We start from the raw sequence: 26,308 nt of genomic DNA on the forward strand, positions 1-26,308 counted from the left end.
CGTGTTCAGTATGATCCGATCGCTTCGATCATCAGCATCGTGATCGCGTCACGCTGCAGCGTGCAGCTTGACCCACGCAACGTAGCGGTCGACGAAAGTTTGCAAGAATTTACGCGTGCCGTCGTTCAGGATCTCGCCTTTTTCGTTGATGACAGCGGGGTCGTGCTTGATGAACACCTCGGGCTGGCCAAGCGTCGCGACATCGAGATACGCCAGCACATTGCGCAAATGCTGTTGCGCCAGCGCGGAGCCCGTCGCGCCAACCGACGTGCCGATCACCGCGCCCGGTTTATTGCCCCAGGAATTGGTGCCCCACGGACGCGACCCCCAATCGAGCGCGTTTTTCAGCACGCCTGGGATGGACCGGTTGTACTCGGGAGTGACGAATAGCAGGCCGCTGGCGGCTTCCACGCGCTGCTTCAACTGCTTGCCGGCTTCGGGATAGTCGGCGTCGTAGTCCTGGCTGTAGAGAGGCAACGAGCCGATGTCGATGAATTCAAAGGTGAAGTCGGATGGCGCGAGCGAAATCACCGCCTGCGCCAACTGCCGGTTGAACGATTCGCGGCGCAAGCTGCCGACGACGACTGCAATGTGATAGGCCATGATTCGCTTCCTTCTGGTGTGGTGCCCGTGGGCGCAAAGGGTACGAGTTGTCCATCATAGGCAAAAGCGGGGTGGGCCGCGACGGCGGACGCCAAAATGCTTGTCCATGGCTATTGGGGACGGTACAACCGCGTTTTTGCCGGTGGATAACCCAGCAACACAAAAAGTTATCCACAGATTCACTGAATAACCTTGTGGATAAGTGGTACTTTTGCCTTGTCAATCAAGCGCGCTTTCGGTCTAGGAATTTTTGAGGCAAACGACTGTTTGCTGTCGTCGCGCGAGTCTGAAACGCGCAATGTCCGGCACAAATGACCGGTAACGCACGCGGCACATGAGCGAATTTACTTTTTGGAGGGTCGAGCCATGAGTCTGAATTACGCAGGAAAGTCGCACGACGAAGCGGTAGCTGCTCGCAAGAAAGTAAAGCAGAAGGCACAGGAACAGCCGGGCGGCGAGATGGCCGTCGAGGGTACGGAAGCGGACGCCCTTCACAGCAGCGGTGAATTGTCCGAACGCGGCAAGGAAGTATGGCGGCGCGGTAGCGGGATGGACGGCGGGGGGAAGATCTAATCGCCTCCAGCCGCTGATCAGCGGTCGCCACGCGTGGCGCCGGGGCCGATGGCTCTGCCGGCTCGCTTTGCGCCGCAAATTGCCGTCGCAGAGAAATGGCGCGTCAGCGCAGTTGCAAAGCAGTAGTCAGCGCGACGTTTTAATACGGATCGATCGGGTGAAACGCAATTACTCCGGGACCGCGATGTCGCCATCCACCAGTTGCCAGCCGTAAGTCTCGGCAAACTGCTGCGCCGCGTCGGCGTCTTCGAAGAAAGGCATGTCAGCGTGCCCCTGAAATGGGTAGATCACCCGCTCGTCGCTCAAGCGGATCACTTTCAGCGTCGGCACCGTACCGCTCGAGGTACGGCGCGACGACGCCGTCACCTGATAGTTCGCGCGGCCATTAAGGGCCGGAAGAATCGCGCGCTGCGCACGCCTGGAAATCTGACTTGCCATTGGCGCGCGCATCAGAGGCCGGCAATCGACTGACCGGCAACCATGCCGTCGATGACCTGCTCCGCGTAACTGGCCGACGCAATACGCGCGTCGCCTGCCGCGCCGAACGGCGAACGGCTCGGCACGCGGAACACGCGACTGCTGGTCATCGTGTCGTCGGTGCCGCGTCGGCAGATTCGTACGGCGGCGTCGAAGCCGGAGTCGTAGTGGCGGGCACCATCGAGACCGCTAGGCTGATGCGCATAGACCAGCGGATAAATCTCAAGACCTCGGTAACTTCTGATCGTATTGCTCATGGTGCTCGTCTCCGGTGAAGGCTTTCGTCGAACAGGGCGTCTTTGCCGGGCGCAAGGCCCCGCAGATCGCGGCAGATCCACGAAACGTGATATTGATCGACGATGCACGCGAAAAACGACCGTTTCAGTCAGGCCGGGTTGACGACACCGTGGAGCTATGTAGGAGGAAGGGGACCCCATTTGATCGGGGCGCTCTGATGCGAGGCGTTTGCGACAGGGACTGCGCGGTACGCGCAGGAGAACTGCAAGCTGTTGACCTACTGTAACACGTTAGTAGGGTGAGCGTTACACGCATTTGCGCGCCGGGCCCAAGTGTTGCTTCGGAGTGCCGTGTATTGTTTGCTGGTGCTGCTGCTGCTGGTGCTGTTGCACGCTATATGGGTCCAGAGATCTCCAGACGAACAAAGGGCGCCACTGCGGGCGCCCTTTCTCGCGTGCTACGGGGTTTCGACCGATCAGTTGCCGAAAAACACGTTGCAATACGAAGCCGGTCCGTTGCACTGTGCCGGGGCGGCAGCGTGCGCTGCGCCGGAAGCGGCAGCAAACAGGGCAACGGAAGCGATCAGGACGGAAAAAATGCGTTTCATGGTACGACTCCTCTTCAGCGTTTGGTTCGCGATCAAGTGCGATCGATGGAGTGAAGAATATCGATTCAGCGTCCGCTGACAAACAGCGAAGACAGGAAGACAATTTCTTGAATAATGAAATAATCCGGAAGAATTCCGTGGTGAGTTCCACGGAAAGGTGCGCTTAGCCCGTTCGTAATCGGGCGCAGACGCCGTCGAGGAGACCGTCGGTACGGTGAAGCGCGAGAGCTGAAGCGTGGGTCGAGCGGGCGAGCGGCGGATCGCGGTTTGGGCACGGCGGGCGCGTGAGCGCGCCGCGCCGTCTAGCGCTCGCTGGGTGGTGTGTCCCGATAACGATCGAAGAAACGCGCGTGCGACGCTTCATCGATGGAAATGGGATGCGGGGTCGTACCGGCTGGATGCTTTTCGAGTTGAGCCCGGGTGCGAATCGGCCGACGCTGGAAATTGCCGCCGCAATTCGGGCACACGTTACGCAGCCTGGTGAGCGCGCACACCTCGCAGAAGGTGCACTCGTAGGTGCAGATCATGGCGTCGGATGCATGTGGCGGCAGTGACTTGCCGCATCCTTCGCAGGACGGTCTCAGTTCAAGCATGGTGGCTCCGCGTTTTCAGAAAAGCGAGGCGCGTTATGGCACCTCGCCTGCCGGCCAGTGTAAGCGGCGCCGGCAACCCGCAATGGACAGCCGGGCGTCAATTCCTGCCAATGCCGCGAAAGCCAGTTCCACCGTTACGTGAGCACCGTCCATAACGCAAACGTGAGCGCAAGCCCGACGACGGACACGATCGTCTGCAATACCGACCAGACCAGAACGGTCTGCTTCAATTGCAAGCCGAAGTATTCGCGGACCATCCAGAAACCGGCATCATTCACGTGGCAGAAGAACACCGAGCCCGCGCCGATCGCGAGCGCCATCAGCGAATTGTGCGTCGTGCTTAAACCTGCGACTACCGGCGCCACGATACCCGCCGTCGTGGTGGTGGCTACCGTCGCCGAGCCCGTCGCCTGGCGCAGCGCGACGGCGATGAGCCAGGCCAGCAGAATCAGTGGCATGTGCGCGCCGACCGCGATCTTGCCGATCGTCGTGCTGATACCGGCTACCACCAGCGCCTGCTTGAGCCCGCCGCCGGCACCGATGGTCAGCAGCAGCGCGGCAATCGGCGGCAAGCTCTTGCGCAGAATGCCGCCGACCCGGTCGCGCGCCATGCCTCGCGACCAACCTAGCGCCACCACGGCGAACAGCACGGTGAGGCCGAGCGCGACCAACGGCTCACCCAGGAAATTCAGCGTGTTGAACAGGAACGTCTCGGGTTGAAGCAGCAGCTTGGCGACCGTGCGGCCCAGCATCAACACGACCGGCAACAGGATCGTGATGAGTGAGATCGCGAAACTCGGCGGCTCGCCGGTGTCTTGCCTGCCGCTGAAGAGCTTGCCCATTTCTTCCGGCTCGGCGACATGCATCCGCTTGGATAACCAGATGCCATAGAGCGGACCCGCGAGAATCACCGCGGGAATCGCGACGATCAGGCCTAGACCGAGCGTCAGGCCGAGGTCCGCATGCAGCGCGCTCACCGCGATCAGCGGACCCGGATGCGGCGGCAGCAGCGCATGCAGCGTGGTCATGCCGGCCAGCGCCGGAATCGCGATACGCAGGATCGGCTGCTGCGAACGGCGCGCCATGACGAAGATGATCGGCACCATCATGACGAGGCCGACTTCGAAGAAAAGCGGTAAGCCGATGATCAGCGCGACGAGCGCCATCATCCACGGCAGCGTACGCGGCGTGGAGTGCTTGAGAATGGTTGAGACGAGACGGTCGGCGGCGCCGGATTCGGCCATGAGCGCTCCGAGCATGGCGCCGAGCGCAATGATGATGCCGACGTCGCCGAGCAACGCGCCGGCGCCTTTACTGAACGCGCTGGCGACGGCCTCGAGCGGCAGGCCGGCGGAAAAGCCTGCCGCGAACGTGCCGACCAGGATCGACAGAAACGGCGCGAGCTTCAGCACGCTGATGAAAACGATGATCAGTGCGAGCCCGAGCGCGCAAGAGAGGATCAATTGGGTGTCGTGTGATGACCACGGCGCGAGTGTTGTTGTCAGATGCACAGTGTCCCTTTTGGTCGAGAGAGTGACGCAGCCGCAGTTGCGCGCGGATGCCGAATTGTAGCGACGGGCGGTGGTTCAACGCAGGAAGGCGGCGAGATCGAGGTCCGGCAAACTTCGTTCGCTCGCGTGATTTGCTTATGCGAATTTATCGGTTCGTCCAGGCTTGCAGACGAATTATTGTCGGAGCCAACCGGTCCGTTTCGCGTCCGTCCTCATAACGAGCATCTTTATGTCACGTCATCCACTGCTCACGCGCCGCGCGTTTATCGCTGGTGTGGGCGCTTCGCTGGCCGCCGCCACGCTGCCCGTCGTCTCCCCATCCGTCTTTGCCGCCGATGCGCACGCCAAAGAATTCCGCATCGGCTATCAGAAAGCCGCCAATACGCTGGTATTGCTGAAGTCGCACGGCACGCTCGAAAAGCGTCTCGCGCCGCTCGGCATCACTGTCAAATGGACCGAGTTTCCTGCGGGGCCGCAGTTGCTCGAAGGACTGAATGTCGGCGCCATCGACTTCGGCTATGTCGGCGAGGCGCCGCCGGTGTTCGCACAGGCCGCCGGCGCGAACTTCGTCTACGTCGCCTATGAAATTCCGACGCCGCACGCCGAAGGCATCCTGGTGCATCAGGACGCGCCGATCAAAACGTTGGCCGATCTGAAGGGCAAGAAGATCGCCTTCAACAAGGGCTCGGATGTTCACTGGTTTCTGGTTGCGGCCTTGCAGAAAAACGGCGTGAAGTACAGCGACATTCAGCCGGTCACCCTGGCGCCCGCCGATGCCCGCGCGGCCTTCGAGCGCGGCGCGATCGATGCCTGGGCGATCTGGGATCCATTCCTCGAAGCGGCAAAGCGCCAGTCGAATGCGCGCTTGCTTGCGGATGGCGAGGGGATCGTGAGCCATCATCAGTTCTTCCTGAGCGCACGGTCGTTTGCGCAACAGAACGGCGATGTGCTCGCGATCACGATGGACGAAGTCGGTAAAGAGGGAGCGTGGGTGCGGGGACACTACAGCGAGGCCGCCGCACAGCTCGCGCCGATTCAAGGGCTCGACGCCGGCGTGATCGAAGCGGGCTTGCGGCACTACGCGCACGTCTACAAACCCGTCGATGCGAGCGTGCTCGCGGAACAACAACATATCGCTGACACGTTCAGCGAATTGCACATCATCCCGACGAAGATCGTGACTAAGGATGCCACCTTGCCTGCTAGCAAGGTATAGACAGCCGGCGTCCGCTTGCTCGCTCTTTTAGGCCATTCAGGCGAATAGCGCGGCGACGTTTTCGGGCGGGCGGCCGATCACGGCGCGCCCGTTTCGCACGACAATTGGCCGTTGCAGAAGAATGGGATGGTTCGCCAATGCTTCGTATAACTGAGTGTCGGTCAGCGAGACGTCGGAGAGGCGGAGTTCTTTGTACTCGGCTTCGGTGTCGCGGATCATGTCACGGACTGCGCAGCCTAGTTGCGCGTTGAGTTGCTTGAGCTGTTCAACATTAAGGGGATGCTTGAGGTATTCGACGATTTCCGTTGCTTCGTTTGCGTTGTTGTAGGTGGTGGTAATGAGCTCGCACGCGGCGCGCGATTTTGAGCAGCGGGGGTTGTGATAGATCGTGATCATGGGTTGGCTGGGGTAGTGGTGGCCGTCGGTCTCGCGTGCATGGAGGCGATGGCCGGGTGGGTCGGTTGTTGGGTAAGGATTTTAGCGGGCGGGGAGGTGCGCTGCCGCGAAGCATTCGTATTTGCGGGCTCGGGGGGTTATTGCACGCCTCTGATCGGCCGAAGCAGGAGGCTTTGTTCATCTCGCGTGCGAGGGATGATGAGAATGCTCGGCTGGGCTTTTACGTTGAGGGTGTTATTTTTTGGGGTTCGAGTCCAAAGCGAGTTTTTGACGCGGGCGGATTGGCGCCTAGCGCGCTGTACCGAGCTAGGTTTTTAGCGCATGGGCTACTTTTGCATGGGCCCAATCTCGTGAGCTCGCACAGAGTCGTGCACGCTTGAACACCATATAGACTGGCCTCTTTCATTCGCAAATGTCATGGGCACACGGCCTATACCAGGACGCCGTCGAATTCTGAGTGGGCGCTTTTGTTTTTGGTGGTTGGAGTTTTCGATTTATGCGCATAAAGCGCGTGTACCGGTGTTTCGAAACCATCTCTCTCGCGTCGTAGATCGATCTTTGCAGGCATGGCGCTGTTGAGCCTTCTGCAGGCGAGGCCAGGCTCTCGGCTCTCGGCTCTCGGCTCTCGGCTCTCGGCTCTCGGCTCTCGGCTCTCGGCTCTCGGCTACCGGCTGTATGCGCGAGGTCCGGAACTTCGATCGCCGTGCTGACACTTCAAAGCGTAGACACCACTCGCGCGCGCGAGTCGCCATCGGCACAGCTGCCCTGCGGCCACTTTATGCGCATAAATTTTTTTGGCCGGCATACGCGGACCTATCTGTGCGCTCACAACCAACCCAAGTCGCCCGACCATCGATGCACGCGTCGAGCAACCGCAACTCTGCGGCCACTGCCTTGCGCCGAGTTCGCTAAACGGCAAGAGCACCTCCAAGCGCGAAGTGGCTATTAGACCTAGGCCACCGCCCGTCGTTATGACCCAGCGGTATCCGCCGTGCACGCGTAGCGCCCGCAAGCATCCCGTCACTTCGGCAACGTCTGCATCGCTACGCCGCTCCTCCTTTATGCGCATAAACCTATCCCAAACGGCTAATCCTTATCGCGTTTACACAAAAACGATTGAAATACAAAATCATCCAGGTAAAATCCATCTGCGTCTAAAAAGAGGAGGTGAAGATTGGCAGCAGAAATCATCGCGGTAACTCAGCAGAAGGGTGGGGTCGGGAAGAGCACTATCGCGATGCACTTGGGCGCTGCGTTTCATGAGAAGGGCAAACGCGTTCTTGTCGTCGACGCAGACGGCCAAAACACATTGATCCACTGGGCCAGTGCATCATCCGACGGCGATACCGGCATCCCCTTTCCCGTCGTCAATCTCTCCGAAGCCGGGAGCCAGATTCATCGCGAAATCAAGAAGTTCGTGGCTGACTACGACATCATCGTCGTCGATTGCCCACCTTCTATCACTGAGAAAGTCTCCGGTGTGGTTCTGCTCGCCGCGAGCGTTGCCGTGATTCCGACATCGTCATCGCCTGCAGACTATTGGTCGAGTATTGGACTGGTGAAGCTCGTCCAGCAAGCGCAGCTCATGAATGAAGACCTGCGTGCCGTATTCCTCCTCAACAAGACCGAAGAAAAGCGGATGCTGACGCGCGAACTAAAGCGTGCGTTAGAAGAACTTGGGTTTCCGTTGCTCAAGACACAGATTCCGACTCGCGAGGCCTATAAGCAGGCCATGGCTTTAGGGCAGACAGTGCTTCAGATGAACGATCGCGGCGCCAAGCTTGCCGCCATTGAAGTACGGGCGTGCGCGAATGAGATCGCCGCTTTGCTCCCGTAAAATTTATGCGCATAAAGGACCCTGAATGAAACCCTCCCAATTCGCCAAAGGCTTTCAAGCACGTCCTGATTCGACCAGCAGCGAAAAGCGAACCGCGCTCGATCGGCTGAATGCAATCGACGGTCTGGTTAAGAATGACCCCAGGAATAGCGAAGCAGCGGCGCGCATCGGCGCGCCCGTTGCGCCGTCGCAGAGCGTTGCCGAAGTCGACGCCGTCGATGTTGCCAATGAATCCGCAGCCTACCGCGCATGGCGGATTGAGCACGGCTACCGGCCGGGACAGATCATCGAGCTGGCGCTCAAAACGATCAAGCCTAGCCCGTTCAATCCGCGGCATTTCTATCTGAAGTCGTCGATTGCCGAACTCGCTGTCAACCTGGCAAAGCAGGGGCAGCAGCAGGCAATCCACGTCATTCCGGATTACGACAATCCCGGCACCTATTTCGTCAGCGATGGCGGACGGCGGGTGCGCGCATTGAAGGAAGCGAACAAGGAATCGGTGAAGGCGACCGTCATCGATCTGCCCATTGGTATCCAGAGCTACAAGCTCGGCTACGACCTCAACGTCCAACGCGATTCGCAGACCGTGTTCGACAATGCGGTTGTATGGAGGCGCTTTCTCGACGATCGGCATTTTCAAAGTCAGAAGGAACTCGCCGAACACCTCGGGTTGGACGAATCGACGGTGGCCGTCGCCTTGTCGATCTCCAAATTGCCCGAGGTCGTCATGCATGAGATGGTCGCGCGACCGGACCGCTTCGGCTCGAACATGGCCTATCAGGTGGGTCGTTACCATGCAGCTCGTGGAGCCGACGCAACCCTGCGTCTGATCAACAAGATCCTCTCGGACGATCTGAGCACGCGGCAAGTCGCTGACATCGTCAAAGGAAGAGCCAGCGCACAGGAAAGCACTAAACCGGCAGGCCGCCAACGCTACGCGCAACGTCTGGAAATCAAACTCGACGGTGTATCGGTCGGTGATCTCAAATCGTACGGGGATGATCGAATCGAACTGCGCTTGAAAGGGCTCACGCGCGAGAAGCGTGACGACATCCTTCGCCAGATTGAGAAGATGCTGAAGTAAGAAGGGCTGATACAGAGGTGGGGTGGGGCGACATCGACAGCCCCACACTCCGCTCGATTACGCCGCGCGCGATTGGCTCAGCGTGAAGGCAAGCAAGTCCCCGTCGGTAGGTTCACCCCAAGTCTTGCGAGCCAGCCAATCGAAGAATGCCGTCTCGACAATCTTCGAATCCAACCCGCGACGGCGCCAGTCGTCGCGCATATGTGTGCCGAGTCCCGGCAGTTCATCTTCCTCAAACGACTGCCGCGCGATCTCCCGCTCGGACTCACCTTGCTCGTCGTACAACTCGCGCGCTTCCTTGCGGCGATATGCCGAATACTCGCCAAGCAGTCGGGCCTTGAGGTCGTCGGCCGGCGCAGCCACCGCGGCCTTGCCACCGCTACCGGACGGCAGCGCTTCGACCGGCGGCGCATAACCCTTCTTCAACGCGTCCTTGAACAGCGCCGGCGCGCTGCGCACTGGCGGCAACGACGTGCTGCGCATGCGTTGCTCGGTCATCTGAAGCGCGGCGCGAATGCGATTTTCTTCGCTATCGGCGTACAGCGTTTGCGCCTCTTTCAGCGGGATGCCGATCTTCACCATACGGTCGACCAGCGTGCTGTCGAACACGTTCGGATGTTCGTCGAGTGCGAGCATGGGTTGCTTGCGCTCGGTCACGCGAAACTGGATTTCGGCGACGCGGCGTCCTTCGCGATGTTCGATCAGTTCGACGAAAATATTGGTGACGGCGTTGACCTCGGCAATAGCCGGGCGCAAATAGTCACGCTTGAAATACTTGTACTCGCGCTTCGCCTCATCTCCCGCTTCCGTGTCCGGCGTGCCGGAGAGGATAGGGCGCCACCATTCCCACGTCTCGCGCATCGTCAGGTGACTCGGGTTGGTCAGGTAGCGCACGCAAATCTCGTAAAGCGCGAGACCCGCGCTACTACGAAGTTGACTCTGGAACTGGAGACTCAGACGCGCGTACTGAACCGGATCGAGCAGCTTCTTCTTGATCTTCGGCGCAAACGAGAATTCCACCCAGACGCGACGGGTGGTGGGATCTTCGAGAATTTCAGCGTCGGCGATCAGCGTGGAAATACCCCATTTCCGACCCGGCTTCTGGCTGGACGTGCCAGTGCTCCATTCGACCTGCACCGAAACCATACGCCGCAAGTGCTCCTTGACGAGCGCTGTGTCGTTGGAATCAAACGCCGAGTTCGCGACGATGTCGGACAGCAAGGCCCGATAGGTGTCCCCCGATTCGTCTGCTTGCTGGGCCACCGCGAGAAGCACGTTGAACAGCTTGCGGGTGAGGAGCGTGATTTTGCCGCTCTTGGGCTGAATCGCGATCGCCTCGACGGCTTTGCGCAATTCGGCCGAACTCGGGCTGACTACATCGGTCTTCTTGGCGCGCTTCGTGGCCATGCGTCTGGTCGAGGAGGGATTTGGCGAGAGCATACCGGCTGCGGTGATACCCGTCTATAGCGTAGGTCTCACCGTTCGCGGTGAAGTGAGTTTACGAGGTGCGACTCACCTCCAGCAACTCCCGAAAACCCTCACCTCAGCTATTTCGCGCCAGGTTCGGGGCATCCTTGCAGGTCGCGGACTTGGCAATTTCGGGCCATTTGTGCGCCGCGGACGAACGCATGCGATTCCCTCCCGAATCTTCTCACCTCAAAAATTTTCGCGAATTTCGATGCGTGGCGCGCTCGCGGACCGGGTGCAATCTCGCACCGCTCAAACTGATGAACAAGACTCGACCATCGTTGGCAGCAGGGGAGGGGAGCGCCGGCGCAAAACGTGTGAAGCCCGCAAGCGAAGCGTTGAATCGGCGTCACCTGGGCTAGCCCGTACGCCGGGACGTGCACCGCGCAACAACAGGCGTCAGACCGGCTACAAGCCTCTCGCAGCCCTAATACGGCCCCGCCCTCTAGCCTCTGGCGTCCACGCGACGCAATCCCCGGTCGAGAGAGGCCCCGCACAGCCAACGCAAGCATGGCACTGGATCGCCTAGTCGGGACACCGGCGCAATTGCCTTTCGCGCATCGCTACAACTACCACTTGTGCACGCCATATTGGCGGTACCTAACCAGAGCGCCCAACTCGACGGGTTCGCTCGATCGTCTCAAATCCCCCGAAAAAGCTCACCTTAACGCTGGTGGAGCGCTTGGAACGACGCGGCCTCCAGAGGTGATGGGCCCCCAAACCATCGAAAAACCGTCCCGAAAAGCCTCACCTCAGAGGCATCCGGAGGGATCATCCCACCTGCAAATAGAGCCCCCGAAAAACCTCACCTTTGCGAAACACGCACAAATTAATCAATTATTTCAATGACTTAAGTTTTATGTATTCGCGATGCTATCTGGGACAGCTCCCGTAAAGTCTCACCTTAAAGCGCATTTCGGTGAAATGCGGCATTGCCGATCGCCGCCACGACGGTCCCGAAAAACCTCACCATTCGAATTCTTCGACCACAAAACAGAATCGGATTCGGTGCCGTCAGCAGAGCCTTTCCGGCCTATAACAGGCATTTTGATCCCGTATTTACTCACCTCACGGATCACGCGCCCGTAAAAAGACTCCTGAAAACTCTCACCTTTACCGCGATTCGAGCACATTTCGTAGGCGGCTCCTCACGCAGAAGCCTGCCTCCCGAATTTCCTCACCTTAGTCATCCCGGGGATCGACGAACCTCATCAACAACACACCGAAGGTCAGGTCGAAACACAGCCTCAGTCCCGAAAACCCTCACCTCAAGTGCCGGAATGCACAGAAATAAGGCAAAAACGCCACCCGTGCCCCGTAAAACCTCACCTTCGGTTCCCGTTTTCTCCCGACTTGACTCACCAATGGGGTAAACGAGCTCAAAATAAGGCCAGAATTGAGCCTCGGCGCGCATCCCGAAAGCGCTCACCTTACCTGTTACCAAACCTCGAACTGACTTTTACGCATGGCCGGGCGATCCAGGGGATTCAGGTCCCGCAAACCCTCACCTTTGCCTCTACTGCACTTTGGGGGTGGTTCCTGAACCCGCTCACGTTCTGTCCCGGACCCGCTCACCGAGGCCCCCGAACCTCATCACTCGAGAATCCCGCAAGACCTCACCACCTCTCCCGCAAAGCTTCACCTTACCAGGCTGGAAGCCTTGCCAGATAAGGCTTTGCCGTGGCGTTAACGTTTTTAACATGGGTTCAAAGGTGTTTACTTTTATTACTCTCTAGAATTTCACCCCGCGTGTCCTTCGGACAAAGCCTTCCAACCGAAGTAGACTCCACGACATGTTCGTGAAACAGTACGCGATCGCTGGAAAAGCTTTAAAAGCTCTTTCTTTACAAGAGCTTATTGGCTATTCTTCGTTTTGTTTCACGGAAATATCCCGGTAGTACTAATCCGTCACTGCACATCGGCCACCCAAGCACGCCTTTTTGCCGATTCATGATCGACCAAGACAAATACGTAGCAAACAATACGTAAATTGTTATGATCTATCCAATTCGAGCGACATCGAGGTATTCATGAATCTGGATCAGGAACGGCAAACCATTCGGAGAGAGCTTGAAGCGCTGCGCGCCAACGGGGCTCGTCGGCAAGATCTTTCGCTACATGCGTGCAAGCGACTCTTTTTCGATCTGGGCATTCGCCCATCCATGGCAGCGGTTCGCGATCTGACCCAGACCGGCAGCGCGAGCGATATCCCAAAAGACATCGACCACTTCTGGGAGCGCATCCGAAATGTGTCGCGCGTGAAAGTTGGCGCCGGCGCTATCCCCAAAGCATTGGAAGACCGTGCCGGTGAATTACTCGGCGCACTTTTCGAAGAAGCCGTCACACACGCCCGTGCGACGCTCGCTGAAGAACGTGAGGAAATGCACGCGCAAATCGCCGCGGCCGATCAGCGTGCTCGAGAAGCGGAAATTCGCCAGCAAGCATCCGAAGACGCGATCAAGCGCAGCGAACTTCGAGCGGAGGCAGGCTGGGAGCGCGCTCGCGCCCTCGAGACCGAGTTATCGAGCGCGACCACGCACGGCAACGCTCACCAAGAGGGGTTACAGGCAACAGTGCGCCGGCTTGATCAAGAAAACGAAGCGCTTCGTCAACGTCTCGACAACGAATTCGCGACCAATGCGACGCTGCGGGACCGGATCGACGCATTGCACGTCGAACTACGCCAAAGCACGGAACACTATGCGCAGCAGATCAAGGATGCAGTGGCTGAAGCCGAGCGGCGCGTCAAACCGATGTTGGTCGAACTCGATTCGTTGCGCAGCATGGCGGCCACCTACCAGTCCGGTCTCCGCGACGCGAGTCGCAAAGAATTTGAATTTATTCAGCAGATCGCGTCGGCCAAGGCGCGCGGCGACCGACTCGACGCCCAACTGCGCGAGCAATCCGACGAAGTCGATGCGTTGACAAAAGAGGTAGAAGTTTTACGCGGCCAGCAAGGTATTGATCCCGCAATCGCCGGCCTACTCTGCTCACTGGTCGAAGCTGGCCGGCTCACGGACGACGAATTGAGAATGATCGGCACCGCGGCGGACGGTCATGTGGCCCTGCCGCTGCGATGCCCCAAATGCGAAGAAGGTGAGCCGGAGTTGTCGCAAGTGGATCACCGTTTCGAGCTGCAATGTCCCGAGTGCGATCACTCGTCGGGCCTCGGCGAATCAAGGCTAGAGGCCGTTCGCCGGTTTCAGTCGAGCGGAGCGATTCCGGCCTCCGCATGACGTTTGACGCGCCGCAATAGCGGATAAAGTGGCAAAGGTGAGGAAATTCGGGACTCGAAAGGTGAGGAACTTCAGGACTCGCCAGCTCCCCTTTTCCTCATCAAACGCCCGTCACGCCTAGGTGCGGCCAACGGAGGAACGGCCGGATCCGGAATATCCGCCGCAGGAGAATCCTGCTGATCCACCCAGTTTTGCCAGGCGCGATACAGCCGGTTTGCTGACACCGCCTGCACAAATCCCAGCCATTGCCCGACCAGTTCCGCCTCGACCCCGCTCTCGAAGAGATCCGCCGCAAAAGTGTTGCGCAATGTCTGCGGACTGGCTCGCGACGCCCTCGATGCGGCAATTCCCGCGCCATCGATCAAGGCGTCCACCGCGCGCAGCATGGTGGCTTTATGCATGGGCCTTCCAGAGGGCGATGCCGGAAAAACCAGATTGCCGGCCAAATCCGAAAGACGCCTTTCGGCGAGCCATGCATCGAGAATCGCTGCGGCGAACGGTGCGAGCCGTGTGCGCCGCGTGAGCATGGGATTCGGGGACTCGATCGTCACCCAGGGCGAGCCGACGATCACGCAACTAACCGTAAGCGAAGCGGCTTCACCGGTTTTCAATCCACCACCTAAGAACACGGCGATCAACGCACGGTCGCGCCGCTCTCGCCAACGCTGCGCCACGGACAGATTCGGCAATGGTGAAAACAGATGTGCAATCAACGCGGTTCGTTCGGCGTGGCTGAGAAAGCCAGTCGGCTCGTTATCGCGCGCGTTGCGCCACGCTGCTTCGCCATCCTGAGCAATGAAGCGCGCCGGATTGGTCGAAGCCGATTCGATTTCCCGCACATGATCGAGTACGCGTTCGATCAGTCGCAAATAGCGTACGCGCTGAGTCTTTCGTACGTCGAGCCCGGCGGCGAATTCGGCAATCGTGTGAGCATCGACCGTGGCCAGACTCTTCTGGCGCATGCCCAGCCAATCGAGAAAAAGCCCCCACTGCGCCTGATAGACTTCAGCGGAAGAACGCCGAAAATGCTGCTTGGCAAGCCATGCGTCGAAAGCGATTTGCGGGTCACGTCGCCAGTCTTCACGTTGTTGATCGAAGAGGTCCGTGGAAGGCGCCGGGCGAGGCACGGGGTCAGTCAGATGAGGGGGAGACATGAGCTCATATTTCCGTTAGTTGCACCTATTGTAGGTGGCAACGGACGGAAATGCAGCCTTTAGTCGCCCCAGGCGCGTGCGCGCTTGAGAGGCGCATTCTGCGGTGACGGTTGTGCAGCGCGGCGTGCCGCCTCTTCATAGGCGCTCACTGCGAACGCGAAAACCGCCGGCAATGCCGTGGAGGTACCAAAGTCGACTGCCTCATCCGTTTCCGGATAAGGCAGATCGGATGGCCGCTGAAAGAGTCCCAGCATCAACGCGTCGTGCCGGCTGGCGAACCCGAGATCGGCGAGCGCTTCGGCTTCGATGGCATGCAGCAACCGCCATGTGAGCGGCACCTCCTGCACGATGTAGCGCGCGGCAATGTTGCGCACGATGCGTTCGAGATCGCGCGCTGCGGTTTGATAGCGCAGCGCGGCCAGAGCATGGTCGGTCGAGTCGGTTATCAGGTTGTTCATTATCGGCTCCAATCGATACCCTGTACTGTACAAATATACAGTGCTCGATGCAACCTTGTCTGAAGTCCCGATTCCGCCAACTGCTAGTCACGGCGCGCCTGACTGCCTGACGATCAGCCGTGTATCACGACGAGCAGCGCCTTCGCCTCGCCCTTGCCGGCGTTGCGGATAGCATGCGGTTCGTCGGCGACATAGCGCGCGGTGTCCGCCGCCTTGAGCCGTTTCGTCGTGCCGGCCGCCTCTATCTCGATCGATCCGTGCAGCACGGTCAGATGCTCGCGCGTGCCAGGCTCGTGCGCGTTCGAAGCCAACGCCCCGCCCGGCTGCAGCGTCAATTCATACCACTCGAACTTGCCGGCGAGATCGATCGGCCCCCACACGCGCAACTGATACTTGGCATCGTGCCCGCTCAAGGTGGGAATCTCGTGCGGACCGGAGACGGCGATCGCTTCCGGCGTCTTTTGCGGCGCGAACAGCGAATCGAGGCTGACGCCGAGCGCGTTAGTCAGGCGCCAGGCGACCGCAATGGTTGGATTGGCCTTATCGCGTTCGATCTCCGAGAGCATCGATTTCGACACACCGGCAGCGCGCGACAGGTCGTCGAGCGTCATGCGCCGTTCGGCGCGTAAGCGCTGAATCTGCTCGCCGACGCGCGGCGGCGCCGCGATTGCGGGGACCGCGGTTGCGCCTGAGGCGGGTGCCGCGTTGGCCGCGGCGCGGCGGATACCCGAACTTGCCATTTCCTGACCCATCGTTTAGAGTTGTTCGACATACCGGATTTTAGTTCGGAAAAACGAAAATATCCGATAAAACTGACAGCCGACTATAACAGGCCGCTCCGTGGTCGCACATGCCGAACACGCTGACACGGGCGCTTTCACCCATTTCAGGAGTCTGGTTCATGCGTGACCTTTACCTCGCCCATTTGCGCGACACCCTCGAGCAGATTCGCGCTGACGGTTTTTACAAGAACGAGCGCGTGATTGCCAGCCCGCAATCGGCTGACATCCGTCTTGCCAACGGCACGTCCGTGCTGAACTTCTGCGCGAACAACTATCTGGGCCTCGCCGACGACGCACGATTGATCGACGCCGCCAAGCAAGGTTTGGATACCGACGGCTTCGGCATGGCGTCGGTGCGCTTCATTTGCGGCACGCAAACCGTGCACAAGGATCTGGAAAAAGCGCTTGCCGCGTTTCTGCAAACCGACGACTGCATTCTTTACTCCAGTTGCTTCGATGCGAATGGCGGCCTGTTCGAAACCTTGCTCGACGAAAACGACGCGATCATCAGCGACGAACTGAATCACGCGAGCATCATCGACGGTGTGCGGCTTTCCAAGGCGAAGCGCTTTCGCTACAAGAACAACGATCTTGCCGATCTCGAAGCGAAACTGATCGAAGCGGACGCTGCTGGCGCGCGCTTCAAGCTGATCGCCACCGACGGCGTGTTCTCCATGGACGGCATCATCGCCGACCTCGCCGGCATCTGCGATCTGGCCGACCGTTACGGCGCGCTCGTGATGGTCGACGACTCGCACGCGGTGGGTTTTGTCGGTGAACACGGACGGGGCACGCCGGAACATTGCGGCGTGCTGTCGCGCGTCGATATCATCACCGGTACGCTGGGCAAGGCATTGGGCGGCGCTTCGGGCGGCTATGTAGCCGCGCGCAAAGAGATCGTCGAGTTGCTCCGGCAGCGCTCACGTCCTTATCTGTTTTCGAACACGCTGACGCCGAGCATTGCCGCCGCATCGCTCAAGGTGCTCGAACTGCTGGCCAGCGAGGAAGGCGCGCAACTGCGCGCACGCGTGCGCGAAAACGGCGCCCACTTCCGCGGCAAGATGAGCGCGCTCGGCTTCACGCTCGTGCCCGGCGAACATCCGATCATTCCGGTCATGCTCGGCGACGCGCAACTGGCTTCGAAAATGGCCGATGCACTTCTGAAGGAAGGCGTCTACGTGATCGGCTTCTCGTTCCCGGTGGTGCCGAAAGGCCGCGCGCGCATTCGCACGCAGATGAGCGCCGCGCATACGCGCGAGCAGATCGACCGGGCGGTGGATGCATTCGCGCGCGTCGGCCGTGAACTCGGTGTGATCTGATACGGAGGCGCACATGAAAGCATTGGCAAAACTCGAACGCGCTCCGGGCCTCACGCTCACGGACGTCAAGAAACCCGAAGTCGGCCATAACGACGTGATGATCCGCATCACGCGCACTGCGATTTGCGGCACGGACATTCACATCTGGAAGTGGGACGACTGGGCGCAGAAAACGATTCCTGTGCCGATGCATGTCGGCCACGAATATGTCGGTGAAATCGTCGAGATGGGCCAGGAAGTGCGCGGCTTTGCGATTGGCGATCGCGTGTCGGGCGAAGGACATATCACGTGTGGCTTCTGCCGTAATTGTCGAGCAGGCCGCCGACATTTGTGCCGCAATACGGTGGGCGTGGGCGTGAATCGTGAAGGCGCGTTCGCCGAGTATCTGGTGATTCCGGCTTTCAACGCGTTCAAGATTCCGCCCGAGATTTCCGACGACCTCGCCGCCATTTTCGATCCGTTCGGCAATGCTACGCACACAGCTCTGTCGTTCAATCTGGTCGGCGAAGATGTGTTGATTACCGGCGCCGGACCCATTGGAATCATGGCGGTGGCGATCGCCAAACATGTCGGCGCGCGCAATGTCGTGATTACCGACGTCAACGATTATCGCCTCGAACTCGCGCGCAAGATGGGCGCGACGCGTGCAGTCAACGTTTCGCGCGAATCGTTGCGCGACGTGATGGCGGACCTGCACATGACGGAAGGTTTCGACGTCGGGCTGGAAATGTCCGGTGTGCCTAGCGCGTTTACCGGCATGCTCGAAGCGATGAACCACGGCGGCAAGATCGCGCTGCTCGGCATTCCGCCCGCGCAGACCGCGATCGACTGGACTCAGGTGATCTTTAAAGGCCTCGAAATCAAGGGCATTTATGGGCGCGAGATGTTCGAGACCTGGTACAAGATGGTCGCCATGCTGCAAAGCGGTCTGGATCTCTCGCCAATCCTCACGCACCATTTCAAGGTCGACGACTATCGGGAAGCGTTCGCCACGATGCTCTCAGGTGAGAGCGGCAAGGTGATTCTCGATTGGACTGCCGCGTGAGTTAGCACGCCGACACGCGTCAGCGCGCAATCGCTGCTAGCAGCAAAAACGTCCCGCCCAACGCCCGCACCGCGCTCACCCGCCTGCGGGCGTTTTAACGAATTCGGCCTGAATGCGCACGTGAACATCGTCGCCAACAGCCGGATACCACGTCGCCAGACCGAACTTGGCGCGGCTGAAATGGCCCTCGGCGGAAAAACCGAGCGTGTCCTTTTTCGTGAGCGGATCCGGCGCAAAACCGTTGAAGGTGACGTCGAGCGTGACTGTTTGCGTGACGCCGTGAATCGTCAGATCACCGGTCAACGTGCCGCGCGATTCGCCGGTGCGCTCAAATCGCGTGCTGACGAAACGGATCTCCGGGTAGCGCTCCACGTCGAGCAAGCTGGCGCTCTTCACCATTTTGTCGAGCAGAGGCACATTCGTATCGATGCTCGCGGCGTCGATCGTGACCGACGTCGTGCTCTTGTCCAGACCGCCTTCGTTCCAGTCGAGCTCCCCCTTCTTGCGATCGAACCGCGCCGTAAAGCGTGAATACTTGAAGTGATCGATGTCGAAGGTAATGCTGCAGTGATCCGGATCGATTTCATAACGGCCGGGCGGCACACGCGCTTCGTTCTGGCTGACCGAATGCGTGAGTACTTGCACAGGCGTGCAGGCCATTGCCGTTAACAACGTTGCGCTCAGCAACGCGCGCACGAACGCGGCGCGCAGACTCAGTGTGCTCATGAAGTTCGTTCCCGTTGACCGATCCCGCTCACGATAGCAGTTCGCGCTCTCACGCCGCAAAAACACAAAAGTCTTGACGAAGGAGAATGATCGTTCTACCCTTCGTTCATGGCTACTGACACTCACACTGAATCAATCTCACCCGGCAGCGCGCGCGAGCGGCTGCTGGATGCGGCTGAAGCGTTGATCTACGCCGGCGGGATTCATGCCACCGGCGTGGACGCGATCGTCAAACAGTCCGGTACGGCGCGTAAAAGCTTTTACACGCATTTCGAATCGAAAGACGCGCTCGTGGCGGCCGCGCTCGACCGGCGCGACGAACGCTGGATGAACTGGTTTATCACCGGCACGCAGCAGCACGGCAAGACGGCACGCAAACGCCTGCTCGGCATGTTCGAGGTGCTGCGCGAATGGTTTGCATCGGAGAATTTTCACGGTTGCGCTTTCTTGAATGCGTCGGGTGAAATCGCCTCCGCGGAGGACCCGATCCGGATCGTCGCGCGCCATCACAAAGAACGCCTGCTGGCGTTCGTGCGAACCGAATGCGACGAATTCGCGGCGGAGTCGGGCATGGACGCCCGCCGCGTCGCGCGCCTGTCGCGTCAATGGTTGATCCTGCTCGACGGCGCAATCGCCGTCGCGCTGGTAAGCGGCGAGCCCGACGCGGCGCTCGACGCACAAACCGCAGCCGAAGTCCTGCTCGACGCGCAATGTGCGAGCGAGCCAGTTACACCGCCACGCAAACGACCGCCATCCCGGCGAACCGCAACCTGACTGAGGAACCATCATGGCCGACCCGATCGAAACCCGCCCGCCGCTGCCACCGTTCACACGTGAAACCGCGATCCAGAAAGTGCGCGGCGCGGAAGACGGCTGGAACACCCGCGATCCCGAGCGTGTGTCGCTCGTCTACACGCAGGACAGCGTATGGCGCAACCGCGCGGAGTTCACGCATGGCCGCGCGGAGATTGTCGCTTTACTGCGCCGCAAATGGGCGAAGGAACTCGACTACCGGTTGATCAAGGAATTGTGGGCGTTTACCGATAACCGCATTGCCGTGCGCTTTGCCTATGAATGGCACGACGATTCGAACAACTGGTTCCGTTCGTACGGTAACGAGAACTGGGAGTTCAACGAGCATGGGCTGATGGCCCGCCGTCATGCCAGCATCAACGATATGCCGATCCGCGAAGCGGACCGTCTTTTTCATTGGCCGCTTGGCCGCCGTCCTGACGATCACCCGGGTCTGTCCGATCTCGGTCTTTGACCCGACAGGCGAACGCCCAATGCGCGTTCACCGCTCCGACATCGGTTCTCGGCTATGGTTGCGTCTGCGCTAACGGGCACGTCTCGTGCCCGGGCGCCCGAGCGTGTCCTCAACATCGTGCTGAAGGGTTGAGGTACAGTGCGCGACGGACGGCAAGCAACCCTACCCAGAACACAGATGACGCCGGCGCTCGACCGGTGGCGGAGAGGACATGCATTTTCGGCAGATCAAGAAGAACATCCGACGCGCGGCCATTGCGCTTGTAGCGACCCTTGCCGCGGCGTCCGCCGCGCATGCGGGCAACTGGTGCGAGGGTGGCGTGTGGGTCGATGCCATGCTGGGTTCGTATCACATCAACCCTGACCCGAACACCCATTTCGAACAGTTCAATCCGGGCCTCGGTGTCGAATGCTGGCTCAATAATCAATGGGCGTTGACTGCCGGCGGCTTTCGCAATTCGCTGCGCCGGCCTTCTTATTACGGCGGCGGTGTGTGGGCGCCGGAGTTCGCGCATTGGGGCATCGTGCGGATCGCGGCGATCGGCGGGATCATCTCGGGCTATAACTACGGCAATTGGGGTTTGGGCCGCGATCATACGATCGGACCGGTCGTCGCACCGATCGTCATGCTCGAATACAAGCGCGTGGGCGCGAACTTCATTGTGATTCCGCCCATCCCGTCGGACAATCTTCCGTTTACGATCGGGTTTCAGTTGAAGGTGAAGTTCTGACACGGAACGTCACCTGGACAAATAACGAGCGACCGCACTTTTGGGCAATCCGGAAAATCGCCGAACAGAGCACGCCGGAATAAGCCTTTGTCAATCCGGCAAAGGTGAGACGTTCCAGGAGATCGCCAGCAAAAAGGCGAGAAACACCAGCAGGTGAGTTCACCACGACACAGGCAGAGCCACCCTGACAGTCGATGCTTCAGACGGCCACGATGAACGCGGTAAGCCATATCCGCGTACCACAAGGTGGAAACCGTCGTTGCTACGATCAGCCGCAGGGTTCTCGTATTCCGCGAGATAGCCCGTTTGGTATTCCACCTCCTGGAGCATCAATCATGCGCGTCTCCGGTTCAAGCCCGAATTGCGTCCCCTGTCGCTGCTGCGAGCTTCCGAACGAGGAGCAGGACGCTACTCGACATAGCAGCACGCAACCGGCTACCCAGCCCGCGAGCGCAAATGCCGCAGTCGCCAATGCCTGCAAATCCTTGCAGGAAAAGCCACGTAACACAGGTAGCCATCCGCAGCCCTCTTCGAAAAGTCCAGGCGGGCCTCGCAATGCGCGGCCGGACTGTTGGCCCGGCGACATTCCTCGAGCGGACCTCATGACGAAACACCGCATGAATCGCCACGCTCGGCAGCAAGCGTCAGCCTTTCACGATGCGAGGACATGGTTCACTGGCAGCGAGCGCTCAATTGGGAATGACGAAGCCAGAAACGGCTACCGCGCGGGGCGCGCCGCGCCTGCCGCACCCAATCTCGCAGTCCCAAACGACGACGGCGGCCCGCGGGTCAAACGCGGCCCGGTTCTCAGCAAATGCATCAGGGATCTTGGCGGCGACGCATTGAAGGAAGGCAGCATTGCCTCCGAAGGCTTCGCGCAGCCCGAATATAAAGAAAGTCGAAATCAGGCGAGCGGCGGCCTATGTGATGGCATGGTCCGGGAAGCCATCCGCCGGCTCGATCGCGGCACGAGCGATCAACCGACGACATCCGGATCGCCCGGTCAGCGTGAATCCACGCTCCTCTCAGCGGTGCGAGACATGCGCGCGGACACCCGTAACGCCGTCTCGCGAAGGGAGATGTTCGGTCGCATCACAAACTTCCAGACCGGTGGCGCCAAACTTGGCCTAAGCCGCTATGCGCCGCAGCCACCCATTACGTTCGCCGGCGTTAGAGACCGCAATTACCGCATCGATTTATTCAATCACCAGACACAGAATTTGCTGCGCCATCCCAACGATATCGCGTACGTCCAGCTGAGTCTGGAGTCGCCAACGGATAGAAGGGACTATGGGCACGCCATTCTCATCCAGAGAGGAGTCGGCAATCGCTATACGATTTTCGATCCCAACAATGGCGCATTCGAATATGCAAACTGGGGTAATACAGAGCAAGCGTTGAACCGCTTCATGGCAACCGCCTTCAGGACGCGCTCCTCTTTCGACGAGCTGGAAGGCGACTATCGAGTCACGCCGTTCAAACTGCAGGTGTATTCGACGACACCGTCTGAAAATCGAACGCCTACGCCAGTCCTCGGCCCGCGACCGGGAGCTGCCGGTAAGGGGCCGCCCATCCCCGAATGTGAAAACCTCATCTACCAGCGACATGCAGCCTCTTCGAATGCCCTATCACTCGATACGCTTTTTCCGGGCGGTGCGGCGCGTTCCGGCTTGCGCAGCCCAGACGAAAGCCTGGCAACCTCCGCGTTACGGGCCGTTGCCGACGGGAGAGCACAATCGCTCGGCATTTTCATCGGAAGCCTACGCAGCTTGCGGAACGATCCAGATGCACGTCAGCGGTTCATCAACAGTTCGAATTACGTTCACGAGCATTTCCAGTCGGCCTCTACCAGCGTTCTGGCGAACTACATCCGGCACAGCGGCATGCATCGCGTCACGACAGCAGACGATCTCCTGAGTGAACTGAGAACACACTTCGCCGAAGCGTATAACAGCGACAGCGGCCCCGTGGCTCTGCGCAACGACTTCGCGGTTATCGATCTTTCGTTAAGCGCTGAAGCGGGAGGAACGTCGAGACGAGAGCCTAGCCGGCCGGTCGTCGTACAGCGGCTCAACCACAGTCCGGATGTCGCGCGCGATCACTACGAGCTTTACGATCCTAACTTCGGTGCCTATACGTATAACAACTTTGACGATTTGTCGGCTGCAATACGTGGCGTCTATGACGGGGGATACAGCGCCGAAGGCGGAGTCATTGGCGCTACGACGGCATGGTTCGCCCGTGAAGCCGATTTCGCGGCTGCCGGCGTGCGCAGAGCAGACATCAGTCTGGACAACGCAGAACGAAGAGCGTGGTCAGCGCCAACCGTTCAGCTCGTCACCCCGCGCCTGGACCTGCCAACCGCACCGCCGGACAGTCGTCCTTCGATCCAGACCTATGTGGACAAGCGCTTGGAATTCAAACGTTCAACCGACTCGACATTGACCGCCGATCCGTGGGTGCTACTTCGCCCATCAACGGACAAACCCGCCGAAGTCGCGAAGAGAGGCGGGTTCGACGCTGCAATTACACCGCTGCGCGATGTCAATTTGTCCCTGCACAATTTCGACATTGCCTCCCACGAGGGGGAAACAGACAGTGGCGGCTATCTCGGGACGTTCGAAACATCGGCGGTTGCCATCGACCGCCAGCGCCATCAATCGGAGAATGGGTATATCTATGCTATCGCGCCGTCCCCTAACATGGTCAATGTGAACGCGAGCCTCGGCGCACATACTCTCGGCGCGGAAAACCATGAATTTGCCGCTATGGGCCACATCGACAACACGCAGATATTGGGTTGGTGGGAGACGAAGGACGTGAAACAAGGGCACTTATGGCACTACCACGAAAATCCTGCCTTCCGTTGGGACGTGTACAGGCGGACGTGGACTGCGGGAGCGCAACCTCAGCTTGCCCGCTTTCCGATCGATAGCGCCGCCTGGCATGAACCCGAATACAAGCGGTTTTCTGCCCCGAGGCAAGAGCCTAATCTCGCGCAGGCCGAGTTCTATCTCAATACCCGCTTGCAAGTCCATCAGTTGGCGGCCCGCCAGTCAGCCGGGAAAGACTATCTGGGGCCGATGACCTTGCAGGCGTATGGCGGCGACTATCCGTACATCCTGTATGCCGACGCAGGCAAGAACGTTTGGGTCTACAACAAGACTTACGCCTCCAATCGACCCAACAGCACTACGCAATTCGTCATGGGCGAGGACGGTCGTTTCCACTTTGCGAATAACTACAGTAAGGTCCTGAGTGTAGAAAGTGATGATTCGCTCTCGGTCGGCACCATCCCCAAAGATCCGCGCAACCTGAACGGTGTTTTTCGCCTCGCTGGAAGCAATCCGTTCCATCTCGTTCATGAAGAGAATCTGAAATACCTGACTGTGGGCCTTAGCTGGGCTACGCCGTTTCTGACAGACTACGATGCCGGAGACCGGTCACGGTGGAAACTGACGGATCAGCGCGGCGCTGAGGTCACACCGCCCGCCGTCAACAAGAACTCCTATCTGCATAGCACGACCGGCACGCCCGAACAGCTGTATGCGTTCAATCAAAACCCGGATTCCCTGTTGCCGCCTGGTGCGACTCATTTCGTGACGGAAAGATTGTTTGATCCATTCAACGGTTTCAACTTTCTTGACTATGCGAACCTTGCACGTTCAACCGGCGGACTGGGTATGACCATCTCGTTGCTGAAGTCGGAAAATGCCGCGTGGCTCTTCCGAGATGGCTTTTACGCAGTCCCAATCGGTAAGAACCAGCTGGAAGTGCGAACGCTAGGCGGTAAGCCTGTGTGGCGCGCAACGGTCGATCCGATGACGGATCACGAGTCGTATGAGAGTCTCGGTCCAGTCTCGAGCGGTTTCAAAATTAGCGACGATGTCTGGAACGACCTTCGGTTTCGGGAAGACGCACGCTTGCGGCTGGAAGAGACGCTGCCGGCGTAGTTAATACATTGCCGCAAGCGCATCCTGTTCACTTTCATCAATGGTGAAGCTTTCCAGGAGACCGTTCGAATCCGCTCAAAGGTGAGTCGTTCCAGGAGCAGATCAGCACCTCAACGCTCCGCAAACTTGCGTCAAGGTGAGGAGTTCCAGGAGATCGCGTTGAAAGGTGAGTGATTCCAGGAGGTGAGCAACCGGCGCACCGAATCCGCACCTAAGAAAAGGTGAGGATTTCCAGGGAGTTGCGGTCATACGCGCTGACTGCGAGCAAGGCGGCCCGGCGGCAGGTCGCTAAATCGCCAACCGATAGGTGAGAAGATTCGGGATGCGTCGAGGTGAGAATATGGCAACCTGTCCGCGCACTTCAACCCCGAAGGTGAGGGAATTCGGGAGTGCAATGACAGGCCTTCGCCAACCTCGGTATCCGCGAATATTGACATTGGTTTCCTAGGAAACTAATATGCCGTCAATGCTCCTGGAGATGGCGTTACCCCATGCAAGGTCCTCGTCAAAAGAACAGCACCCGCGCGCCGGCTCGAAAGCAATCCACGGCGTCGGATCGAAAGAAACCTGTTAGCGGACTTGAAGCGCATGTCGGTTACTGGCTGCGCTTCGTGTCGAATCACGTGTCGCATGGCTTCCAGATGAAGGTCGAAGCCCATGGCGTGACTGTGTCCGAATGGGTATTGCTGCGCGAGATCTACGACTCGGGCCCGACATCCGCCACGGCGCTCGCGGCACGCACCGGCATGAGCAAGGGTGCGGTGTCGAAGCTGCTCACACGGATCGAAGCCAAGGCACTGCTCGAACGCGAGACGGTCGAAGAAGACCGCCGCAATCACGTCGTTGCACTGAGTACGGAAGGACTAAAACTCGTGCCTGAACTCGCGCGACTGGCCGATCAGAACGACGAAGAGTTCTTCGGCCACCTGCCCGCTGGTGTAAAAACGGCGATCGTCGACGCAATGAAAAACGTGGTCGCCGTCCACGGCCTGAAGGCGGTTCCCATCGAGTAAACGCTCTCCCTGCTGGAGATAGAC

General features: G+C 59.4%; 24 protein-coding genes. 12 read left to right on the plus strand and 12 right to left on the minus strand.

The genetic code is table 11. From position 1 onward, the window contains the following. Positions 1-48: 48 nt before the first annotated feature. Entirely contained in the window at positions 49-603 is a 555-nt protein-coding gene (locus P0D71_RS26535) for an NADPH-dependent FMN reductase (RefSeq protein WP_408482881.1), read from the minus strand. 366 nt (positions 604-969) lie between these two features. On the opposite strand from P0D71_RS26535, the gene P0D71_RS26540 reads away from it, so the two are divergent. Continuing rightward, positions 970-1,176: a hypothetical protein gene (locus P0D71_RS26540; RefSeq protein ID WP_091805358.1), complete on the plus strand. Its 207-nt coding sequence runs from the start codon at positions 970-972 to the stop codon at positions 1,174-1,176. 168 nt (positions 1,177-1,344) lie between these two features. Here the strand turns inward: P0D71_RS26540 and P0D71_RS26545 are convergent, their stop codons facing one another. The 5 genes from P0D71_RS26545 to P0D71_RS26565 form a co-directional block, all read right to left on the minus strand. Then, positions 1,345-1,614 (minus strand): DUF6723 family protein, encoded by a 270-nt coding sequence (locus tag P0D71_RS26545; protein WP_408482883.1) that lies wholly within the window; start codon positions 1,612-1,614, stop codon positions 1,345-1,347. Positions 1,615-1,625: 11 nt separating this feature from the next. Continuing rightward, positions 1,626-1,910: a hypothetical protein gene (locus P0D71_RS26550; RefSeq protein WP_091805353.1), complete on the minus strand. Its 285-nt coding sequence runs from the start codon at positions 1,908-1,910 to the stop codon at positions 1,626-1,628. Between the two features lie 455 nt (positions 1,911-2,365). Next, positions 2,366-2,497, minus strand: a complete 132-nt coding sequence (locus P0D71_RS26555; RefSeq protein ID WP_408187342.1) for a hypothetical protein — start codon at positions 2,495-2,497, stop codon at positions 2,366-2,368. A 302-nt stretch (positions 2,498-2,799) separates the two neighbouring features. Then, on the minus strand, positions 2,800-3,090 hold the full coding sequence (locus P0D71_RS26560) for a DUF1272 domain-containing protein (RefSeq protein ID WP_408187343.1): 291 nt from the start codon (positions 3,088-3,090) through the stop codon (positions 2,800-2,802). Between the two features lie 134 nt (positions 3,091-3,224). Next, positions 3,225-4,601: a GntT/GntP/DsdX family permease gene (locus P0D71_RS26565; RefSeq protein WP_408482885.1), complete on the minus strand. Its 1,377-nt coding sequence runs from the start codon at positions 4,599-4,601 to the stop codon at positions 3,225-3,227. A 229-nt stretch (positions 4,602-4,830) separates the two neighbouring features. On the opposite strand from P0D71_RS26565, the gene P0D71_RS26570 reads away from it, so the two are divergent. After that, positions 4,831-5,817, plus strand: coding sequence for a sulfonate ABC transporter substrate-binding protein (locus P0D71_RS26570; protein ID WP_408482887.1), 987 nt, complete (start codon positions 4,831-4,833; stop codon positions 5,815-5,817). Between the two features lie 36 nt (positions 5,818-5,853). Here P0D71_RS26570 and arsC read toward each other — a convergent pair whose 3' ends face one another. Further along, the gene (arsC, locus tag P0D71_RS26575; protein WP_408482889.1) at positions 5,854-6,213 is read right to left on the minus strand and encodes an arsenate reductase (glutaredoxin); all 360 of its coding nucleotides are present in this window, start codon (positions 6,211-6,213) and stop codon (positions 5,854-5,856) included. A gap of 1,174 nt (positions 6,214-7,387) precedes the next feature. Between arsC and parA the strand changes: the two genes are divergently transcribed. Beyond that, positions 7,388-8,050, plus strand: a complete 663-nt coding sequence (gene parA / locus P0D71_RS26580) for a ParA family partition ATPase (protein ID WP_007178644.1) — start codon at positions 7,388-7,390, stop codon at positions 8,048-8,050. A 25-nt stretch (positions 8,051-8,075) separates the two neighbouring features. Next, the gene (locus P0D71_RS26585) at positions 8,076-9,134 is read left to right on the plus strand and encodes a ParB/RepB/Spo0J family partition protein (protein ID WP_408294679.1); all 1,059 of its coding nucleotides are present in this window, start codon (positions 8,076-8,078) and stop codon (positions 9,132-9,134) included. A gap of 57 nt (positions 9,135-9,191) precedes the next feature. On the opposite strand, the gene P0D71_RS26590 is transcribed toward P0D71_RS26585, so the two are convergent. Further along, positions 9,192-10,541, minus strand: coding sequence for a replication initiation protein (locus tag P0D71_RS26590; RefSeq protein WP_408188033.1), 1,350 nt, complete (start codon positions 10,539-10,541; stop codon positions 9,192-9,194). A gap of 2,090 nt (positions 10,542-12,631) precedes the next feature. On the opposite strand from P0D71_RS26590, the gene P0D71_RS26595 reads away from it, so the two are divergent. After that, positions 12,632-13,837, plus strand: a complete 1,206-nt coding sequence (locus P0D71_RS26595) for a DNA-binding protein (RefSeq protein ID WP_408482891.1) — start codon at positions 12,632-12,634, stop codon at positions 13,835-13,837. Positions 13,838-13,908: 71 nt separating this feature from the next. On the opposite strand, the gene P0D71_RS26600 is transcribed toward P0D71_RS26595, so the two are convergent. From P0D71_RS26600 to P0D71_RS26610, 3 genes are all read right to left on the minus strand, one after another. Then, the gene (locus P0D71_RS26600) at positions 13,909-14,991 is read right to left on the minus strand and encodes a tyrosine-type recombinase/integrase (RefSeq protein WP_408482893.1); all 1,083 of its coding nucleotides are present in this window, start codon (positions 14,989-14,991) and stop codon (positions 13,909-13,911) included. Positions 14,992-15,050: 59 nt separating this feature from the next. Next, complete coding sequence (locus P0D71_RS26605) at positions 15,051-15,449, minus strand: DUF2471 family protein (RefSeq protein WP_091805320.1); 399 nt, start codon at positions 15,447-15,449, stop codon at positions 15,051-15,053. A 113-nt stretch (positions 15,450-15,562) separates the two neighbouring features. Next, positions 15,563-16,201 (minus strand): helix-turn-helix domain-containing protein, encoded by a 639-nt coding sequence (locus tag P0D71_RS26610; protein WP_408352293.1) that lies wholly within the window; start codon positions 16,199-16,201, stop codon positions 15,563-15,565. A gap of 149 nt (positions 16,202-16,350) precedes the next feature. On the opposite strand from P0D71_RS26610, the gene P0D71_RS26615 reads away from it, so the two are divergent. Next, positions 16,351-17,550, plus strand: a complete 1,200-nt coding sequence (locus P0D71_RS26615) for a glycine C-acetyltransferase (protein WP_091805315.1) — start codon at positions 16,351-16,353, stop codon at positions 17,548-17,550. Positions 17,551-17,563: 13 nt separating this feature from the next. Next, positions 17,564-18,595 (plus strand): L-threonine 3-dehydrogenase, encoded by a 1,032-nt coding sequence (gene tdh, locus P0D71_RS26620; RefSeq protein WP_408187654.1) that lies wholly within the window; start codon positions 17,564-17,566, stop codon positions 18,593-18,595. Positions 18,596-18,670: 75 nt separating this feature from the next. Here tdh and P0D71_RS26625 read toward each other — a convergent pair whose 3' ends face one another. Next, positions 18,671-19,321: a YceI family protein gene (locus P0D71_RS26625; protein WP_091805309.1), complete on the minus strand. Its 651-nt coding sequence runs from the start codon at positions 19,319-19,321 to the stop codon at positions 18,671-18,673. 108 nt (positions 19,322-19,429) lie between these two features. Here P0D71_RS26625 and P0D71_RS26630 point away from each other — a divergent pair, with 108 nt between their 5' ends. The 5 genes from P0D71_RS26630 (at position 19,430) to P0D71_RS26650 (ending at position 26,284) form a co-directional block, all read left to right on the plus strand. After that, a complete protein-coding gene (locus tag P0D71_RS26630; protein WP_408482896.1) occupies positions 19,430-20,095 on the plus strand; it encodes a TetR/AcrR family transcriptional regulator in 666 nt (221 codons plus the stop codon). Between the two features lie 13 nt (positions 20,096-20,108). Beyond that, positions 20,109-20,588 (plus strand): nuclear transport factor 2 family protein, encoded by a 480-nt coding sequence (locus P0D71_RS26635; RefSeq protein WP_408294662.1) that lies wholly within the window; start codon positions 20,109-20,111, stop codon positions 20,586-20,588. A gap of 211 nt (positions 20,589-20,799) precedes the next feature. Continuing rightward, complete coding sequence (locus P0D71_RS26640; protein WP_408482898.1) at positions 20,800-21,318, plus strand: hypothetical protein; 519 nt, start codon at positions 20,800-20,802, stop codon at positions 21,316-21,318. A 602-nt stretch (positions 21,319-21,920) separates the two neighbouring features. Next, positions 21,921-25,271 (plus strand): enterotoxin A family protein, encoded by a 3,351-nt coding sequence (locus P0D71_RS26645; RefSeq protein ID WP_408482900.1) that lies wholly within the window; start codon positions 21,921-21,923, stop codon positions 25,269-25,271. A gap of 491 nt (positions 25,272-25,762) precedes the next feature. After that, positions 25,763-26,284, plus strand: a complete 522-nt coding sequence (locus P0D71_RS26650; RefSeq protein WP_408482902.1) for a MarR family winged helix-turn-helix transcriptional regulator — start codon at positions 25,763-25,765, stop codon at positions 26,282-26,284. Positions 26,285-26,308: the final 24 nt, after the last annotated feature.

It is taken from the genome of Paraburkholderia sp. RL17-383-BIF-A (assembly GCF_046028015.1).
Taxonomy (GTDB): Bacteria; Pseudomonadota; Gammaproteobacteria; order Burkholderiales; family Burkholderiaceae; genus Paraburkholderia.

Excerpts from the sequence above, each read along its gene's own strand:
- P0D71_RS26590 (WP_408188033.1), bottom strand. The coding sequence starts at position 10,541 with ATGGCCACGAAGCGCGCCAAGAAGACCGATGTAGTCAGCCCGAGTTCG.
- P0D71_RS26555 (WP_408187342.1), bottom strand. The coding sequence starts at position 2,497 with ATGAAACGCATTTTTTCCGTCCTGATCGCTTCCGTTGCCCTGTTTGCT.
- tdh (WP_408187654.1), top strand. The coding sequence starts at position 17,564 with ATGAAAGCATTGGCAAAACTCGAACGCGCTCCGGGCCTCACGCTCACG.
- P0D71_RS26550 (WP_091805353.1), bottom strand. The coding sequence starts at position 1,910 with ATGAGCAATACGATCAGAAGTTACCGAGGTCTTGAGATTTATCCGCTG.
- P0D71_RS26645 (WP_408482900.1), top strand. The coding sequence starts at position 21,921 with ATGACGAAACACCGCATGAATCGCCACGCTCGGCAGCAAGCGTCAGCC.
- P0D71_RS26545 (WP_408482883.1), bottom strand. The coding sequence starts at position 1,614 with ATGGCAAGTCAGATTTCCAGGCGTGCGCAGCGCGCGATTCTTCCGGCC.
- P0D71_RS26560 (WP_408187343.1), bottom strand. The coding sequence starts at position 3,090 with ATGCTTGAACTGAGACCGTCCTGCGAAGGATGCGGCAAGTCACTGCCG.
- P0D71_RS26595 (WP_408482891.1), top strand. The coding sequence starts at position 12,632 with ATGAATCTGGATCAGGAACGGCAAACCATTCGGAGAGAGCTTGAAGCG.
- P0D71_RS26640 (WP_408482898.1), top strand. The coding sequence starts at position 20,800 with ATGCATTTTCGGCAGATCAAGAAGAACATCCGACGCGCGGCCATTGCG.
- P0D71_RS26535 (WP_408482881.1), bottom strand. The coding sequence starts at position 603 with ATGGCCTATCACATTGCAGTCGTCGTCGGCAGCTTGCGCCGCGAATCG.
- P0D71_RS26635 (WP_408294662.1), top strand. The coding sequence starts at position 20,109 with ATGGCCGACCCGATCGAAACCCGCCCGCCGCTGCCACCGTTCACACGT.
- P0D71_RS26610 (WP_408352293.1), bottom strand. The coding sequence starts at position 16,201 with ATGGGTCAGGAAATGGCAAGTTCGGGTATCCGCCGCGCCGCGGCCAAC.
- P0D71_RS26650 (WP_408482902.1), top strand. The coding sequence starts at position 25,763 with ATGCAAGGTCCTCGTCAAAAGAACAGCACCCGCGCGCCGGCTCGAAAG.
- P0D71_RS26600 (WP_408482893.1), bottom strand. The coding sequence starts at position 14,991 with ATGTCTCCCCCTCATCTGACTGACCCCGTGCCTCGCCCGGCGCCTTCC.
- P0D71_RS26585 (WP_408294679.1), top strand. The coding sequence starts at position 8,076 with ATGAAACCCTCCCAATTCGCCAAAGGCTTTCAAGCACGTCCTGATTCG.
- arsC (WP_408482889.1), bottom strand. The coding sequence starts at position 6,213 with ATGATCACGATCTATCACAACCCCCGCTGCTCAAAATCGCGCGCCGCG.
- P0D71_RS26630 (WP_408482896.1), top strand. The coding sequence starts at position 19,430 with ATGGCTACTGACACTCACACTGAATCAATCTCACCCGGCAGCGCGCGC.
- P0D71_RS26625 (WP_091805309.1), bottom strand. The coding sequence starts at position 19,321 with ATGAGCACACTGAGTCTGCGCGCCGCGTTCGTGCGCGCGTTGCTGAGC.
- P0D71_RS26615 (WP_091805315.1), top strand. The coding sequence starts at position 16,351 with ATGCGTGACCTTTACCTCGCCCATTTGCGCGACACCCTCGAGCAGATT.
- P0D71_RS26605 (WP_091805320.1), bottom strand. The coding sequence starts at position 15,449 with ATGAACAACCTGATAACCGACTCGACCGACCATGCTCTGGCCGCGCTG.
- P0D71_RS26570 (WP_408482887.1), top strand. The coding sequence starts at position 4,831 with ATGTCACGTCATCCACTGCTCACGCGCCGCGCGTTTATCGCTGGTGTG.
- P0D71_RS26540 (WP_091805358.1), top strand. The coding sequence starts at position 970 with ATGAGTCTGAATTACGCAGGAAAGTCGCACGACGAAGCGGTAGCTGCT.